This is a genomic window from Pseudomonas sp. R3-57 (assembly GCF_051132065.1).
Taxonomy (GTDB): Bacteria; Pseudomonadota; Gammaproteobacteria; order Pseudomonadales; family Pseudomonadaceae; genus Aquipseudomonas.
Genome location: NZ_CP071655.1, coordinates 1,925,822 through 1,941,818 on the forward strand (window position 1 = coordinate 1,925,822; position 15,997 = coordinate 1,941,818).

Sequence of the window (15,997 nt, forward strand, 5' to 3'; positions counted from 1 at the left end):
CGCACATGCCTCCTGAATGTCAGTTGTTCGGCACGCTCGGGTGTCATCTCTGTGAGGTCGCTGAAGCCGAGCTCATGCCTTTCGTCGAGCATGGACTGCTGGTTGAACTGATCGATATTGCTGAAAATGAAACCTGGTACGAGGCTTACAGTTTGAGAATTCCAGTGCTGCGCCGGGTCGATACCGGGAAGGAACTCGACTGGCCGTTCAGCGCGGACGAGATTGTCGCGTTTCTGCGTTGATCCGGATTCCCTGGCTTTTCCGCCGGTCGCCACCAGGTTCCATCCCTTGGCTTTTTGCGGTTTGTTCGGTTACTGTATGCCTATACAGTAAATGCGTCAGAGGGATGAACCGTGGTCAATGTCGAACAGTTGAAGAACAGCGTGAACCGGATGTCGGTTGACGTAGTGCGCGAGGCGGTTCTTGAATTGCGCCTGGACGGGCTGGTCACGGAGGGCAAGACGCCTTTCAACAAGTTGCATTTCAATACCTGTTTCGCCGAGATCGAGGCTTTGTTCCAGCGTGCCGGTTATCACAAACAGCTGGATGTGGTCGGCTATCAGGGCTTGCTCTATGCCTTGTACGACCCGGCTCGCTGGGAGGCGGTTGACGTGCTGCGCTGGCTCAAGGAGTTCACCGAGGCCGCAGCGCTCAAGTCGATCCCGGCGTAAGTATTCTGCGCTAGGTAGGTTTCCCTCAGTGCTGGATAATGCGACTTCGCATTGAGGGTCCGAACTTCCATATGTCCACTCCAACATTCTCTGCCGCCCACACCCAGGCGAGCACACTCTATCTGCCGCCAGGTCATTGGCTGACCGTACTTGATTGTCTGTGTGAGCATTTCAGTGCCATTGGCCGCGAGCAATGGCTGGACCGGATTGCCCGAGGGCGTGTACTGGATGGCAACGGTCAGCCGATCGACGTGAACCTGGCTTACAAGGAAGGTCTGCGCATTCATTATTTTCGCGAAGTGCCGGACGAAAAGCCGATTCCGGTGCTCGAGACGATTCTGTATGCCGATGAACACCTGGTCGTGGCGGACAAACCGCATTTTTTGCCGGTGACGCCGGCCGGGGAGTACGTTGAGCAAACGTTACTGCGCCGCTTGATCCGCCGTCTGGACAATCCTCATCTGGTGCCGCTGCACCGTATCGATCGACATACTGCAGGGCTGGTGATTTTCTCGGCCAATCCGCAGACCCGTTCGGCCTATCAGTCGTTGTTTCCCACGCGCCAGATCGACAAGCGTTATGAAGCGATTGCCCCGGCGCTGCCTGATCTGGAATTTCCCTTGGTGCACAAGAGTCGTCTGGTCGACGGCGAGCCGTTCTTCCGCATGCAGGAAGGTCCGGGTGTCAGCAATACCGAAACGGCGGTGCAAGTGCGGGAAAAAAACGGCGACCTGTGGCGCTATGGGCTGTTTCCGGTGACCGGCAAGAAACATCAACTGCGCGTCCACATGACCGCGTTGGGCGCGAGCATCTGCAACGATCCGTTTTATCCGCAGGTGTTGAAAGACGCCGAGGATGACTACGCCAACCCGTTGAAGCTGCTGGCGCAGGGACTGAAATTCATCGACCCGGTGACGGGCGAGGCGCGTGAGTACGAAAGCCGGATCACGCTGCAGTGGTGACCACCCAGGCACTTTCGAGCGCCCATGAAAAAGCCCGCAATCAATGCGGGCTTTTTTGTATCCGGTTGACCAGAACTTACAGTTCTTTAACGGTACGCACCTGATCCTTGTTGATGCGGGTCTCTTTGCCGTCCAGCTGCTGGAACTCGTAGAAGCCCGAATCGTCATCGTATTTCGGGGTGTCGACGGCCTGGATTTCGCGACCGTCATTCAAGGTGATCACTGTAGGCGAGGAGCAACCGGCGAGGGTGGCCAGGCCCAGTGCGAGCATGAAAGTGGCGAGGGTCCGTTGAGTCATGAGTGTGTCTCCGAATGGGAATTCTTTTGGTTACTGAGCTTGAGACGTATACAAGGCGTGAGAGTTCCTTGAATGGTGTCAGTCTGACACAGTGTTGTAAGCGTTTAACAGTTCGGGGGTGTTGAGGTTGGCCAGGCGCGGGTCGTTGTCCGGGCATTGCAGGGCCGTCGCGCCGAGGCTGCGCATCACCCGGCCGGGGCTGCGTTCACCAGCGTTCCAGGCCACTTCGAAGGCCGCCGAAAGGCTCAGCGGGATCACGCAAAGCAACGGTTCCCAGTGTTCGCCATGACGCAACATTAAAGGTTTTTCAGAATTCAGCTGCGCCGTCTCGCGCATGCTTTGCAGCAATGCCGTGTCGATGCGCGGAACATCGCAGGGCAATACCAGCAAGTGTGGATGGCGCGCGGCTTTCAGGCCGGCACGAATCCCGGCCAGTGGCCCGGGGAAATCGCCCTCATCGTCGGCAACCAGTTGATCGGCAAACGGCGCGTAACGCTCGCGGTTGCGGTTGCAGGAAATAATCAGGTCGTCGGTCATTGCACGGACCTTGCGCTGCAGATGCGCGATCATCGGCTCGCCCAGCCATTGCACCAACCCCTTGTCCTGGCCGCCCATGCGCTGGCCGCGTCCGCCTGCCAACAGCAGGATGGAACAAGCGGGTAGTCGGGTGTTGACGGTCATTGCATCCCTCCACAGGGGCGGCGAAAAAAGGGGGCGCTGTGATATAACACCGGGCTGTTTCTCCTACAACTGGAAGAGCCTATGAAAGCCAAGGCTGATGTACCTTTCGTGCCGCTCAATATTGCGGTGCTGACTGTCAGTGATACCCGGACCCTGGAAACCGACACCTCCGGTCAGGTCTTCGTCGACCGCTTGACGGCGGCGGGCCACAACCTGGCGCAACGCGTGTTGCTCAAAGATGATCTTTACAAAATTCGTGCGCAAGTCGCCAACTGGATTGCCGACGATGTCGTGCAGGTGGTGCTGATCACCGGCGGCACTGGTTTCACCGGTCGCGACAGCACCCCGGAAGCGGTTGCCTGCCTGCTCGACAAACAGGTCGACGGCTTTGGCGAATTGTTCCGGCAGATCTCGGTCGCCGATATCGGCACGTCAACCGTGCAATCACGCGCGCTGGCCGGTCTGGCCAATGGCACGCTGGTGTGCTGCCTGCCGGGTTCGACCAATGCGGTGCGCACCGGTTGGGATGGCATTCTCGGTGAGCAGTTGGACGCCCGCCATCGTCCGTGCAATTTCGTCACGCATCTGAAGCAGGCGGCGCCGTGTGAAACCCGTGGCTAAGCCGGGCAAGAGCGGAGCCTTGATGCCGGTCGAAGTGGCGCTGGCGCGCTTGCTGGAAATGGCCGAGGCCGCGCCTATTGTCGAGCATGAATATCTGCCGCTGGCGCAGGTACACGGGCGAGTGCTGAGCGAAGACCTGTTTTCCCCGCTGGATCTGCCACCTTGGCCGAACTCCGCCATGGATGGTTACGCGCTCAACCTCGGCGAATGGAATGGGCAGCCGCTGCCGGTCAGTCAAAAAGTGTTTGCCGGCCAATCCCCGCAACCTTTGGAGCCTGGCACCTGCGCACGCATCTTCACCGGCGCACCAGTACCGGCGGGCGCCGACTGCGTGGAAATGCAGGAGAACGCTGAGGTCGAGGCCGACGGCAAAGTGCGCTTCCTCGAACCGATGAAGGCTGGGCAGAACATTCGGCCGCAAGGGCAGGAAACCACCATCGGTGAGCTGATTCTGCCGCTCGGAACCCGGCTGGGCCCGATTGAGCAAGGTCTTGCCGCGTCGCTGGGCTGTGCCGGGCTGAAGGTGGTGCGCAAGGTTCGCGTGGCGGTGATTTCCACTGGCGACGAATTGGTGGAACCAGGTCAGACGCTTGGACCCGGGCAGATCTACAACAGCAACCGGGTCCTGCTTTGCAGTTGGCTGCAACGGCTTGGCTGCGAGGTGATCGATGCCGGCATTCTTCCGGACGACCTCGCCACCACCCGCGCTCGGCTCGGTGAATTGCAGGATGTCGATCTGATTCTTTCCACCGGTGGCGTGTCGGTCGGCGAAGCGGATTTTCTCGGCATCGCGCTGCGTGAGGAGGGTGAACTCGCACTGTGGAAGCTGGCAATCAAACCCGGGAAGCCACTGACCTGTGGTCATTTTCGCAACGTGCCGGTGATTGGCTTGCCGGGAAATCCGGCTTCGACCCTGGTGACCTTTGCGCTGCTGACCCGGCCTTATCTGTTGCGACGCCAGGGTGTGCGTGACGTCGAGCCGCTGAAATTCAGCGTACCCGCGGGTTTTGCCTGGCCTGTGGCCGGCAATCGGCGTGAATACCTGCGCGGGCGTCTCGAGCAGGGGCAGGCTACTGTTTACCGCAATCAGAGTTCCGGGGTATTGCGCAGCGCCGTGTGGGCTGACGGTCTGGTCGAAGTCCTGGAAGGTCGCACGTTGAGTCAAGGCGACGTGGTGGGCTTCATTCCGTTGAGTGATCTGCTGGGCTGACCGGCACAGTGCAAAGGCGGGCGCCGGCTGACTCAAGCGGCGCCCGCCATGACTCACAGGTTCAATTGCTCATCAAAGTGACGAGCTGGTCGAACCGGCTGTTGGCGACCCAGCCCAGCAGTCCCAGCACCACCGCCATGGCTCCGGCCGAATAGGCGAGCCGGTGTTTGATCGTTCTGACATCACCACGGACTTCGTCCATGTCCCGTCGAAGATATTTGAGATGGGTTTCCAGCTCGGTAACACGAGGTTCCATATCAACTTCTCCAGTCGTTCTGGCGCTGTTTTTGAAGTCGGACTTGTGGTTCGTGCGACTTTCGACGATGGGGCCAACCGGGCTCACTGGCATTCGCGCTTCATGGCTTGGCATGGAAGCATCCACCGGCTGTTTGAAATGTTCGCTTGCAGGTTATTCGGGCTCCAGAACTGACCGAAGCTCTGTGGTTGTATCCACTCATTACATGCACGTCCTTGTGTATTGGATTTGAAGATTGATACCGCCGGCACACGGTGACCCAATGCTCGAAGCGGGTCAATTGAGCCGATTCCGCATGTTTTGTAAGAAAAAGTACCGTCGTGTAGGACGCCCGCGGCGCAAGGCAGATTTAATTAGGGAGGGCGGGGCTTTTTTGCGTGCCGCAGTGGTCAAGATGTTTCAATCGATTCGATTCTGGGGAGTAACGCAATGAACGAGCGCCGGGCGCTGTTGATTCTGCATGGCAAACAGGCTCTCAACGAGGCGGTTCGCACTGCCGTCGAGGACAAGCGCAAGCAGGGCTGGGAGCTGGCCGTGCGCCTGACCTGGGAAGCCGGAGACGCTCAACGCTGGGTAGAACAGGCGTTGGCGGAAGGCTACACCACGATTATTGCCGGTGGCGGCGATGGCACCTTGCGCGATATTGCCGAAGCGCTCGCGGCGCATCCGGGCAAGGCCAGTCTGGTGCTTTTGCCATTGGGCACCGCCAACGACTTTTCCCGCGCCGCCGGGGTGCCGCTGGAGCCTGCCGAAGCATTGGAATTGCTCGATGTGCCGCCGCACGATATTGACGTGGGCGAGGTTGGTGGGCAGATTTTTCTCAACATGGCCACCGGCGGGTTCGGCAGTCAGGTCACGGCCAACACGTCTGAAGATTTGAAGAAAGTCCTCGGCGGCGCAGCTTATCTGTTCACCGGGTTGTCGCGCTTCAGCGAGTTGCATGCCGCCTATGGCGAATTGCAGGGGCCGGACTTCCATTGGAGTGGCGAGCTGTTGGCGCTGGGCATCGGCAATGGCCGTCAGGCCGGTGGCGGACACGTATTGTGCCCGCAGGCGCTGGCCGATGATGGACTGCTCGATATCAGCATCCTGCCTGCACCACAGGAGCTGGTGGGGACTTTGAAATCACTGCTGAGCGACGGTTTCGGACTGGATAATCTGTTCGTGCGAACCCGTTTGCCATGGGTCGAAATCAAGGTAGCCGAGGGGCTTTGCATGAACCTCGACGGCGAACCGCTGGAGTGCAACAGCCTGCGCTTTGAAGCGCGTCCGGCGGCATTGCGCGTGCATTTGCCGGAACATTCACCCTTGTTGTGCAGTACCGAAGCGATCAGTCGTCAAGGCTGATGATCTGTTCGCGCACGGCAAACAGCACGAGGCCCGCCACGTCGAATATCTGCAGACGCTTCATGATCTGGGAGCGGTGGGTTTCGACCGTTTTGATGCTCAAGCCCAGTCCATTGGCAATCTCGCGGGTGGACTTGCCCCGCACGATCAGGCGCAGGATTTCCAGTTGGCGCGCCGTCAGGTTGTGCGAGTCGGCAATGTCCGGCTGCTGATTCTGATTACGGGTCAGTGCCTGATTGATCACGGTATGGGCGATGGCCGGGCTCAAGTAGCGCTCGTTGTTGCGCAAGGCTTCCAGGGCGTGTTCGAGTTCCGTTGCGGTGGTGTCCTTGAGCAAGTAACCGTAGGCACCAGACTCGAGGGCCTGCATGATCAGCGCCGGATCGGTGTGCATCGACAGAATCAGCACCTTGCTCTGCGGTCGCACGCGCTTGAGGCGTTGCAGCGCTTCCAGCCCCCCGGTTTCCTTCATGGAGATATCCAGCAAGACGATATCGGGATTGAGTTGCTCGACCATTTCGAGCAATTGCGAACCATCATTGGCCTCGCCAATCACCGCGTAACCGGGAATATCCAGCACCAGAGCGCGCACGCCGGCCCTGATCAGCGAGTGGTCATCCACCAGAAGTAAATTGCAAGTCAACGCATAACCTTATTCGTACTGGCCCGTTCGAGTGCGCGCGGCGCCCACGGGAAAAGTGCTTCGATCTGGGTGCCTCTGCCCGGCTCGCTGACGACCCTCAGGGTGCCACCCAGTTGCTCGATTCGTTCGGCCATCCCGGCCATTCCGCGTTGTCCTTCACGACCCGGATCGGTCGCCGGCGCAAATCCCGCGCCGTCATCACTGATCAATAATGTCAGACCTTCGGGCAGGCGCTGCAAGCGTACCACCAGATTTTTCGCCTGTGCGTGACGAAGAATATTGGTCACCGCTTCCTGGGTGATGCGAAAGGCCGCGACCGCCATCTCTTCCGGAATGCCATTGAGGCGCTGCTGACAATCGAGGCTCCATTGCACGCTGGTGTTGGCCAGGGTCTTGAGCAGATGCGCACGCAGGCTGGCCTCGAGTCCCAGACTGGTCAACTGGCGTGGATTGAGAATGGCCGAAACGTCGCGCACCTTGTTCAGGGTTTCTTCGAGGGTGTCGCATAACACCGCGCATTGCTCCTGCGAGTCGGGCGGCAGGCGGCGCTTGAGCCACTCGCTCTGCAGTTTCGCCGCCGTCAGCAACTGGCCGATATCGTCGTGCAGTTCACGGCTGAGGCGATGGCGTTCGTTTTCCTGGACTTGCAGCAGACGGTCGGCGAGTTCCTGCGGCTGAAACTTGATTGATTTGCGCGACAGCCGATATTGCACCCAGACACAGGCAGTCGCCGCGAGTTGCAATAGCAGCAGACCGAGGCTGAAGGAAGTTGAAAAACCATAGGTCAGCAAACTGCCCAATGTGGCCGCGACTGACAATATCAGCGTGAACCGACGCGCATTTTCCCGCGAAGGAGGCCATTGGGTAATTGACTTGAGGCTGGCGTACATAGCGGATGGAGCCAATGAATGTTCGCTGCGGGCAGACCGGCCGGAGCCTGGCGGGTCTCTGTCTGGAAATACTGTCAAATATGGCAATGGTTTCAACATGGCCGGGAGTCCCGGATGTTTGCGAACTTCAGTAGATAACGCCTGAATGAAAGCACCGTGCCATTAATTTGAGGACAACTAATGGTCGACATAATACCACTTAAGATACCGTTGGTCGCGCTTGCTATATATGTCCATTCAGTCAGGAAATACACGGGTTTGCACGCCAGTTCCATAAGGACGAAAGTCGGTTTTGATGGGGTGTGAAGAGAAGACCAGCGATGCCCGAAGTTGTGCTCCCTGGTACACAGGCAAACCCTGAGGCCGACAGGAAAAAGGGCGGGTGATCAATGCTGATTATTTATATCGTTTTGTCGCTGGCAGGCATGGACTATTCAATTACGACATTCGACGCGTGAGTCCGCCAAGGCCATCCGCGTCACGGCGATGAGTCAGGCCTGGCCCGAGTAAGGCAGTTGCGGCAAACGTTTGCCTGGCAGCGGCGACTGAATCGGGCTTTGACCGACCTGAAACGCCAGCGCTTCGATCAATGAAGCCTGCTCGCTTTCATCCAGGCTCAGTTGGCCAGTCTTCTGATCGACCAGTTCGAGCTGCCAGGCCATCAGCGTGAAGCAATCCTGCAACGCTTGCAGCGCCTGATCATGAAGATCAACACGAGCATGATTGAGATCAAGCAGGCTGTGGATGTGCAGGGAAAATTCGCTGATCGACTCCAGCGCCAGCGCTTCCGCCCGGCGAGCAAGCTTGAGCAAGGTACTGAGCATGCATTCAATGGCGTCCCTGTCATTGCTGATCAGTTGCAGATGGCTCAGGCATTCCTCTGACTTGGCCAGCAGTGTTTCAGCCTCGACAAGAAATTCGGGGAAGCGTTGTACCCAGTCTTTGCGGTCGATTGGCATGCTTATCTCCACAACGTCACGTCTGATGAACGAATGCCGTGTGTAGCGACGATCATGAATCGTCGGCAGATCGCGCCCGGCCGTGCAAGTGCACAGACTGAGAGTTTCCAGAGGGTTTGTTGCCACTGAACTGCGATCGCACACAATAGCCTGACTCCGTTCATGCAATGAGAATGGCGTCACATTAATGGCTATTGGATATCGGGAATATCAGGTTGGGCCTGATTGCTCCTAGGGGAATCCCTTAGGTGCGGGAACCTATGACGCAAACCGAGGTCGCGCCGCAGATAAAAGTAGCAGATAAAAATCACTGCGCCAGTAAACCATGATGTTAATGTGACATCAATGGCTGTCCAGAGCATTTTTTACAGGTCAGTTATGACAATCAAGAAGCGCCATTTGCAGCCGATAACCTCACATAAGTGAATTCATCAGAACAAGCCCAGGAGTCATTGATGGCCGGCATTCTCGACACGGTAGACCAACGCACGCAACTGGTGGGTGAGAATCGCCTGGAAATTCTCATGTTTCGACTGGCCGGGCGGCAGTTGTTTGCGATCAACGTGTTCAAGGTTCAGGAAGTGCTGCAACTGCCGAAGCTGACCCTGATGCCGCAGCGTCACCCGTTCGTCTGCGGTGTGGTCAACCTGCGCGGGCAAACCTTGCCGGTGATCGACCTGTCTCAGGCAATCGGCATGCGCCCCTTGGTGCCAGGGCCGAACAGCACGATCATCGTCACCGAATACAACCGTTCGGTGCAGGCCTTCCTGGTGGGCGGTGTCGATCGCATCGTCAACATGAACTGGGAAGCCATTCTGCCGCCGCCGACCAGCGCCGGTCGCCAGCATTATCTGACGGCCATCAGCAAGGTCGACGATCAACTGGTGGAAATCATCGACGTGGAAAAAGTCCTCGCCGAAATCGTCCCGTACAACGCCAAGGTTTCGCGCGACAAACTCGACGATCCGGTGCTGGAGCGCGCCCGTGGCCGAGAAGTGCTGTTGGTCGACGACTCCAACGTGGCGCTTTCGCAGCTGCGCGACACCCTCGGCCAGCTCGGGGTGAAAATGCACATTGCCAGTGACGGCCTCAAGGCGCTGAACATGCTCAAGGCCTGGGCCGATACTGGCGTGCACATGACCGACAAGTTGCTGATGATTTTCACCGACGCGGAAATGCCGGAAATGGACGGCTATCGTCTGACCACCGAAATTCGCAACGACCCGCGTTTGCGCGGCCTGTATGTGGTGCTGCACACCTCGCTGTCGGGCAGCTTCAACGATTCGATGGTGAAGAAGGTCGGCTGCGACAACTTCCTCTCCAAATTCCAGCCGGACAAACTGGTCGACGTGGTGCGTCAGCGTTTGATGCTCGACGCCGTGCCAGCCTGATCACACACCCTTTGTAGGAGTGAGCCTGCTCGCGATAGCGCTGTGTCAGCCCCGAATCATTAACCTGACACAGCGCAATCGCGAGCAGGCTCACTCCTACAGCCATTGCTCTTTGATTCCTGAGCCGGCTCGTATAGGGTGGCGTTTTTCCATCAGGGAGCTGGCCATGCTGCGTCTGAGCGCGCTTTATCGTTACCCGTTGAAATCCGGCAAGGGCGAAGTGCTGCAAAGCGCCGAGCTGGACAAGCTGGGGCTGGCGGGCGATCGACGCTGGATGCTGGTAGACGAGGCCAGCGGGCGCTTCCTGACTCAGCGTGCCGAAGCACGGATGAGTCAGCTGTCGGCGCTGTGCAATGCCGATGGCGGCCTGACACTCGCGACGCCCGGGCAAGGCTCCATCGATATTCCCTTGCCGGCGGATGATGCCGAGCTGCGCGGTGTGACCATCTGGCGCGATACCCTGCGCGTGCCGGATGCCGGCGACGAAGCGGCGCGCTGGGTCAGTGAGTTCCTTGGCAAGCCGACACGGCTGGTGCAGATGCCGCTGGATCGCGCACGCACCACGCAATCGGGTTTCGGCCATGACGACGATCAAGTGGCGTTCGCCGACGGCTATCCATTGTTGTTGATTGGCGACGCGTCGCTGCAGGACCTTTGCGGCAAGGTCGGGCGCTCGCTGGAGATGCTGCGTTTCCGGCCGAATCTGGTGATCGACGGCAGCGCGGCTTACGCCGAGGATGGCTGGAAGCGTATTCGCGTGGGCGATATCGAGTTTCGCGTGGTCAAGCCGTGCTCACGCTGCATCATGACCACTGTTGACCCGCAAACCGGCGAGCGCAGTGCCGACCGCGAACCGTTCGCCACCCTGCAAAAACATCGGGCCACGGCCGATGGTGCAATGTTCGGGCAGAACCTGGTCAATGACAGTAACGGTCGTCTCGAAGTCGGCATGCCGGTGGAAATCCTCGAATAAATCTGCATGCAAATAAAAATGCCCGCGTTTTTACACGCGGGCATTTTTTAGCTCTGGATCGAACCGCCGTATCAGCCGCGGTATTCGCACAGGTAAGCAGTGTCGACCGCGACCTTCAGCTGGAACTTGCTGTTGGCCGGTACATTGAACTGGCTGCCGGCGGCGAAGGTTTCCCAGTCGCTGCTGTCGGGCAGCTTGACGGTCAGGGCGCCCGACACGACGTGCATGATTTCACGCTGGCTGGTGCCGAATTCGTATTCGCCCGGGGCCATGACGCCGATGGTCGCCGGACCTTCAGCAGTGCCAAAGGCGATCGACTTGACGGTGCCGTCGAAGTACTCGTTGACTTTAAACATGGGCGATTCCTCGAAAAGGGCTGAAAAGGGGCCGGCCAGTATGCCCAAGGCTTTGCGCCTCGTCACGTCTCTAAAGCGGCAGCACCAGTGGCAATAACCGCGCCGTGTTGCGCGCATCCTCCAGCGCCCGATGCTGCTGGCCGCTGAACTGCAGGCCGGCCAGTTGCAGCGCACCGTTGAGGCCCAGTGGCCGCTCGAGGCGGCGGGCCTTGGCGAAGCGTTGTTTGAGGTTCATGTGCGGCACCCGGCTGAGGCCACTGTCGATGTGCAGGCGCTGCCACTCCTGCAGCAACTGCTTGCGATCGTAATCGCCCCAGCTGACCCACCCCTCGAGGCGCGACTGGTGCTGTGCCAGCCAGCGCTCGAAGGCCGGCCAGACCTCATGCAGCGGTTGCGCGGCATCGATATTGGCCTGGGTGATGTGCGTCAGTTCCCGGCAAAACGTGGTGAGCAAGGGCCGCCGCGTCGGTTTGACGAAGCGCTGGAAGTGATCCTGCTCGCGTCCGGCGCGATCGACGAGGGTGGCGCCAATCTCGATAATTTCCATTTCGGTGACCGGCCAGCCACCCTCGTCGGTGGTGGCTTCCAGATCTATGACCAGCCAGTGGGGCATCGCAGGGTTCCTGATTTTCGCGTTCTGATATCTCAGAGCGTAGTCAAAACCCGCATCGGCGTGTGGGCGACTACTCGACCTGCAACAGAACCTGACGATTTTTTACCTGATCGCCAACCTTGACCTGCACCCGCTTGAGCACGCCGTCGATGCCGGCCTTGAGCGGGTGCTCCATTTTCATTGCCTCCAGCACCACCAGCAACTGCCCTTTGCTGACCGCGCTGCCTTCGCTGACCAGGACGTCGACGATGGCGCCGTCCATCGGCGCTTTCAAGGTGCCGGAGCTGACGCTGGTCTGACTGTCGATCACCGCATGAGTTCGATCCTCCAGCCGCAGACTGCCTGGATGGGTGAACAGCCAGAGCTGGGCGCCCGCCAGTCGACAGGCGTGGCGCTGGCGCACGCCGTTGACGGCCAGCGTCAGCGAATGCGCGTCGAGGTCGATGAGTTGCAGGTCGATCGTGCGTCCACCGAGGCTAACCTGAAAGACGTCTGGCCCTTGAGCGTGCAGTTGCAGCGTCCAGTTCTGCTCATCCAAGCCGAGGCGATAAGTCAGCGGTACGCTGGCGTTATTACGCCAGCCGCTCAGCGGCTGACGATGGTTGCGCGCGCTGGTTTGATAGAACAGCAGCGCGGCGATCGCCAGCTCCTCGGCGCTGGGCGCGTAGCGATGCAGGCTTGGATGATCGCTGAAGTGTTGGACAATGAACGCGGTACTGAATTGGCCGCTGATAAATTGCTCATGTTGCAACAGGGTGGCGAGCAGACGCTGATTGCTTTGTACACCCAACAGCACGCTGTCCTGCACCGCGCGCAATAGCTTGCGTCGCGCCTCTTCCCGGGTGGTGCCATGGGCGATCAGTTTGCCCAGCATCGGGTCATAGAACGGGCTGACCGCTTGCCCTTCGAGCAAGCCGTGATCGATCCGCACACCATGGCCCAGCGCCGGCTCCCAGGCCTCGATACGCCCGGTCTGCGGAAGAAAATCCTGCGCCGGATCTTCGGCGTACAACCGCACCTCCATGGCATGCCCATTGAGTTGCACCTGATCCTGAGTCAGTGGCAGCGGCTGGCCTTCGGCAATCTGTAATTGCCACGCCACAAGATCGACACCGGTGATCAATTCGGTGACCGGGTGTTCGACCTGCAGGCGCGTGTTCATTTCCAGAAAGTAGAACTGCCCTCGGGCATCGAGCAAAAATTCCACGGTGCCGGCGCCGACATAATGCACCGCGCGGCCAGCCTTCAACGCCGCTTCACCCATGGCTTGGCGCAACTCGCTGGTCAGCACCGGGCAGGGCGCTTCTTCGATGACTTTCTGATGGCGACGCTGGATCGAACAGTCGCGTTCGCCCAGATAAATCAAGTTGCCGTGATGGTCGCCAAACACCTGCACTTCGACATGCCGAGGCTCAAGCACGGCCTGTTCAAGAATCAATTCATCACTGCCAAAACCGTTCAACGCTTCCGAGCGCGCGGTGCGCAATTGCGCCGGCAGCTCAGCCGCGCTGTGCACCAGCCGCATACCGCGCCCGCCACCGCCGGCACTGGCCTTGATCATCAACGGATAGCCGATGTGCTCGGCTTCGCGCAGCAGGGTCGCGTCGTCTTGCGCAGCGCCCTGATAGCCGGCGATGCACGGCACACCGGCATCGAGCATGGCGAGCTTCGACAGGCGTTTGCTGCCCATTAGTTCGATGGCTTCGACGCTGGGGCCAATGAAAGTCAAACCGGCCTGTTCGCAGGCGCGGGCGAATTCGGCGTTTTCCGAGAGAAAGCCATAGCCGGGATGGACCGCGTCGGCTCCGCTGCGGCGCGCGGCGTCAAGGATCGCCGGGATGTTCAGGTAGGACTGCTGCACCGGGGCCGGGCCGATACGCACGGCCTGATCGGCCATCTTCACGTGCAGCGCATCGGCGTCGGCATCGCTGTAGACGGCGGCGGTGCGGTAACCGATGGCCTGGGCGGTGCGCTGGATGCGGCAGGCGATTTCACCGCGGTTGGCGATCAGGATTTTTTGAATGACAGGCATAGTGGGTTTCCTGAAGTTTTGGCGGTGGATGTGGTGGCCTCATCGCGAGCAGGCTCACTCCCACAGTTTTTTGAACGACGCAAAACCCCTGTGGGAGCTAGCCTGCTAGCGATGCTTTTAAAAGGCCCATCGAGGCTTGCGCTTTTGTACAAAAGCCAGCGTGCCCTCGACGCCTTCCTCGCCCGTCACCGCCTCGCTGAACCACTGCGCGGCTTGATCAAGCAGTTCACTCGACGGCTGCCCAGCGCTCGCCAACAGCAATTGCTTGGTCATGGCATTCGCCTGCGGCGCGCAACGCAGCACCTGCTGCAACACCTCATCGAGCCGCTCGGCCAACGCCTGGGAATCACGTTCGACAAAATGCACCAGCCCCAGTTGCCGAGCCTGATCGCCATCGAAACGCGCTGCGGTCAGCGCCAGACGGCGGGTTTCTGTGAGGCCGATGCGCTGCAGCACAAACGGTGCGATCTGCGCCGGAATCACGCCGAGACTGGTTTCCGGCAGACCGAACTGCGCCTGATGGTCGGCAATCGCGACATCGCTGACGCAGGCCAGCCCGAAACCACCGCCGAGCACCGCGCCTTGCAGCACGGTAATCAACACCTGCGGCGTGCGCTGCGCTTCTTCAAGCAGGGCACCGAAGGCCCGGTTCAGCTCGCGATAAGCCTCGCCCCCCTGAGCTCGCGCGCTGGCCATGTCCTTGATGTCGCCGCCGGCACAGAAATGCCCGCCGGCACCGCTGAGCACCAGTGCACGAATATCGCGCTCGTCAGCAACAGCAGCAAATACCGCGCGCAACTCGCTGACCATCTGCAGGCTCATCGCATTGCGGCTGTCCGGCCGGTTGAGGGTGACGTGCAGCACGCCGCCATGCAGTTCCAGCAACAGCGTCTGGCACTCGGGCAGGTGGCTCATTTCTTTTTCCCCGGCAGGATGCCCATCAGCTTGCAGATGATCCCCAGCATGATTTCATCGGCACCACCGCCGATCGATACCAGCCGCACATCGCGATACGCGCGGGCCACCGGGTTGTCCCACATGAAGCCCATGCCGCCCCAATATTGCAGGCAGCTGTCGCTGACCTCTCGGCCCAGTCGACCGGCCTTGAGCTTGGCCATCGACGCCAGCCGGGTGACGTCCTGACCTTTGATGTACTGCTCGGTGGCCTGATAGACCAGCGCGCGCAGGCACTCGATTTCGGTCTGCAACTCGGCGAGGCGGAAGTGAATCACCTGATTGTCGATCAGCGCATTGCCGAAGGTCTTGCGCTCCTTGCAGTATTCGATGGTGCTGTCGACGCAATACTCCAGGCCTTTGATCATGTTCGCCGCGCCGAACAGGCGTTCTTCCTGAAACTGCAGCATCTGCATCATGAAACCGGCGCCTTCGTGGCCGATGCGGTTGCGCTGCGGCACGCGTACGTTGTCGAAAAACACCTGAGCGGTTTCCGAGCTGCGCATGCCGAGCTTGTCCAGATGCGAGCTCAGACTGATGCCGGGCGTGTTCATCGGCACCATGATCAGCGACTTGTTGATGTGCGGCTTGTCATCGGACGTGTTGGCCAGCAGGCAGATGAAATCGGCGCTCGGCGAGTTGGTGATCCACATCTTGCTGCCATTGATCACGTAATCGTCGCCATCCTTGCGCGCCGTGGTCTTCAGCCCGGCCACGTCGGACCCAGCGCCGACTTCGGAGACGCCGATGCAGCCGACCTGCTCGCCGCTGATTGCCGGGCGCAGGAATTCTTCGCGCAGTGCATCGGAGCCGAAGCGGGCCAGCGCCGGGGTGCACATGTCGGTCTGCACGCCGATCGACATCGGAATGCCGCCGCAATGAATGGTGCCGAATTCCTCGGCGGCGACGATCGAGTAACTGTAGTCGAGGCCCATGCCACCGAATTTTTCCGGTTTGGAAATCCCCAGCAAACCCAGCTCACCGGCCTGACGGAAAATTTCGTGGATCGGAAAGCGTCCGGCCTTTTCCCATTCGTCGACGTGCGGGTTGATCTGATGGTCGACGAACTGGCGGACGGTGCGCCGCAGCGCTTCGTGTTCCGGGGTGAAGATCATTGTTATTGTTCTCCGTGAGATCCGT

At 59.7% G+C, this 15,997-nt stretch carries 19 protein-coding genes and 2 pseudogenes; 8 read left to right on the top strand and 13 right to left on the bottom strand.

Annotated elements, in window-relative coordinates; all coding sequences use genetic code 11:
- The first annotated feature begins 5 nt into the window (after positions 1 to 5).
- From J3P93_RS08810 to J3P93_RS08820, 3 genes are all read left to right on the top strand, one after another.
- Positions 6 to 242 carry a glutaredoxin family protein gene (locus J3P93_RS08810; RefSeq protein ID WP_434596633.1) on the top strand — a complete coding sequence of 79 codons (237 nt, stop codon included), beginning with the start codon at positions 6 to 8 and terminating at the stop codon, positions 240 to 242.
- A 111-nt stretch (positions 243 to 353) separates the two neighbouring features.
- The gene (locus J3P93_RS08815) at positions 354 to 671 is read left to right on the top strand and encodes a transcriptional regulator (RefSeq protein ID WP_434596635.1); all 318 of its coding nucleotides are present in this window, start codon (positions 354 to 356) and stop codon (positions 669 to 671) included.
- 71 nt (positions 672 to 742) lie between these two features.
- Positions 743 to 1,633 (top strand): pseudouridine synthase, encoded by an 891-nt coding sequence (locus J3P93_RS08820; protein ID WP_434596636.1) that lies wholly within the window; start codon positions 743 to 745, stop codon positions 1,631 to 1,633.
- Positions 1,634 to 1,709: 76 nt separating this feature from the next.
- Here the strand turns inward: J3P93_RS08820 and J3P93_RS08825 are convergent, their stop codons facing one another.
- Both J3P93_RS08825 and mobA read right to left on the bottom strand, forming a co-directional pair.
- A complete protein-coding gene (locus tag J3P93_RS08825) occupies positions 1,710 to 1,931 on the bottom strand; it encodes a YgdI/YgdR family lipoprotein (protein WP_016770600.1) in 222 nt (73 codons plus the stop codon).
- Between the two features lie 78 nt (positions 1,932 to 2,009).
- On the bottom strand, positions 2,010 to 2,612 hold the full coding sequence (gene mobA / locus J3P93_RS08830; RefSeq protein ID WP_434596638.1) for a molybdenum cofactor guanylyltransferase MobA: 603 nt from the start codon (positions 2,610 to 2,612) through the stop codon (positions 2,010 to 2,012).
- 81 nt (positions 2,613 to 2,693) lie between these two features.
- Between mobA and moaB the strand changes: the two genes are divergently transcribed.
- Positions 2,694 to 3,233: a molybdenum cofactor biosynthesis protein B gene (moaB, locus tag J3P93_RS08835; RefSeq protein WP_090284891.1), complete on the top strand. Its 540-nt coding sequence runs from the start codon at positions 2,694 to 2,696 to the stop codon at positions 3,231 to 3,233.
- On the top strand, positions 3,217 to 4,443 hold the full coding sequence (locus J3P93_RS08840) for a molybdopterin molybdotransferase MoeA (protein WP_434596641.1): 1,227 nt from the start codon (positions 3,217 to 3,219) through the stop codon (positions 4,441 to 4,443). Before moaB ends, J3P93_RS08840 begins: the two co-directional genes overlap by 17 nt.
- 61 nt (positions 4,444 to 4,504) lie before the next feature.
- On the opposite strand, the gene J3P93_RS08845 is transcribed toward J3P93_RS08840, so the two are convergent.
- Complete coding sequence (locus tag J3P93_RS08845) at positions 4,505 to 4,813, bottom strand: hypothetical protein (protein ID WP_434596643.1); 309 nt, start codon at positions 4,811 to 4,813, stop codon at positions 4,505 to 4,507.
- Positions 4,814 to 5,128: 315 nt separating this feature from the next.
- On the opposite strand from J3P93_RS08845, the gene yegS reads away from it, so the two are divergent.
- Positions 5,129 to 6,046, top strand: a complete 918-nt coding sequence (gene yegS / locus J3P93_RS08850) for a lipid kinase YegS (RefSeq protein ID WP_434596644.1) — start codon at positions 5,129 to 5,131, stop codon at positions 6,044 to 6,046.
- Here yegS and J3P93_RS08855 read toward each other — a convergent pair.
- The 3 genes from J3P93_RS08855 to J3P93_RS08865 form a co-directional block, all read right to left on the bottom strand.
- Positions 6,030 to 6,689, bottom strand: a complete 660-nt coding sequence (locus J3P93_RS08855) for a response regulator (protein ID WP_434596646.1) — start codon at positions 6,687 to 6,689, stop codon at positions 6,030 to 6,032. The two genes, yegS and J3P93_RS08855, sit on opposite strands and share 17 nt — an antisense overlap.
- The gene (locus tag J3P93_RS08860) at positions 6,686 to 7,579 is read right to left on the bottom strand and encodes a sensor histidine kinase (protein ID WP_434598326.1); all 894 of its coding nucleotides are present in this window, start codon (positions 7,577 to 7,579) and stop codon (positions 6,686 to 6,688) included. The genes J3P93_RS08855 and J3P93_RS08860 overlap by 4 nt, the downstream gene beginning before the upstream one ends.
- Before the next feature lie 491 nt (positions 7,580 to 8,070).
- Positions 8,071 to 8,538 carry a hypothetical protein gene (locus tag J3P93_RS08865; RefSeq protein WP_434596647.1) on the bottom strand — a complete coding sequence of 156 codons (468 nt, stop codon included), beginning with the start codon at positions 8,536 to 8,538 and terminating at the stop codon, positions 8,071 to 8,073.
- A gap of 455 nt (positions 8,539 to 8,993) precedes the next feature.
- Between J3P93_RS08865 and J3P93_RS08870 the strand changes: the two genes are divergently transcribed.
- Together J3P93_RS08870 and J3P93_RS08875 are read left to right on the top strand one after the other, a co-directional pair.
- Complete coding sequence (locus J3P93_RS08870; RefSeq protein WP_434596649.1) at positions 8,994 to 9,929, top strand: chemotaxis protein CheV; 936 nt, start codon at positions 8,994 to 8,996, stop codon at positions 9,927 to 9,929.
- Between the two features lie 166 nt (positions 9,930 to 10,095).
- Positions 10,096 to 10,902 (top strand): MOSC domain-containing protein, encoded by an 807-nt coding sequence (locus J3P93_RS08875; RefSeq protein ID WP_434596651.1) that lies wholly within the window; start codon positions 10,096 to 10,098, stop codon positions 10,900 to 10,902.
- Between the two features lie 71 nt (positions 10,903 to 10,973).
- Here the strand turns inward: J3P93_RS08875 and J3P93_RS08880 are convergent, their stop codons facing one another.
- The 7 genes and pseudogenes from J3P93_RS08880 to atuD form a co-directional block, all read right to left on the bottom strand.
- On the bottom strand, positions 10,974 to 11,258 hold the full coding sequence (locus J3P93_RS08880) for a pyrimidine/purine nucleoside phosphorylase (RefSeq protein ID WP_007940055.1): 285 nt from the start codon (positions 11,256 to 11,258) through the stop codon (positions 10,974 to 10,976).
- Positions 11,259 to 11,328: 70 nt separating this feature from the next.
- Entirely contained in the window at positions 11,329 to 11,871 is a 543-nt protein-coding gene (locus J3P93_RS08885; RefSeq protein WP_434596654.1) for an exonuclease domain-containing protein, read from the bottom strand.
- 70 nt (positions 11,872 to 11,941) lie between these two features.
- Positions 11,942 to 12,133 (bottom strand): biotin/lipoyl-containing protein, encoded by a 192-nt coding sequence (locus J3P93_RS08890; protein WP_434598328.1) that lies wholly within the window; start codon positions 12,131 to 12,133, stop codon positions 11,942 to 11,944.
- A gap of 117 nt (positions 12,134 to 12,250) precedes the next feature.
- Positions 12,251 to 12,463, bottom strand: a pseudogene (locus tag J3P93_RS08895) (3-methylcrotonyl-CoA carboxylase); the annotation flags it as partial.
- Positions 12,436 to 13,903, bottom strand: a pseudogene (locus tag J3P93_RS08900) (acetyl-CoA carboxylase biotin carboxylase subunit); the annotation flags it as partial. The pseudogenes J3P93_RS08900 and J3P93_RS08895, both read right to left, overlap by 28 nt.
- A 117-nt stretch (positions 13,904 to 14,020) precedes the next feature.
- Positions 14,021 to 14,818: an enoyl-CoA hydratase/isomerase family protein gene (locus J3P93_RS08905; protein WP_434596656.1), complete on the bottom strand. Its 798-nt coding sequence runs from the start codon at positions 14,816 to 14,818 to the stop codon at positions 14,021 to 14,023.
- Entirely contained in the window at positions 14,815 to 15,972 is a 1,158-nt protein-coding gene (atuD, locus tag J3P93_RS08910; RefSeq protein ID WP_434596658.1) for a citronellyl-CoA dehydrogenase, read from the bottom strand. Before atuD ends, J3P93_RS08905 begins: the two co-directional genes overlap by 4 nt.
- Positions 15,973 to 15,997 lie beyond the last annotated feature (25 nt).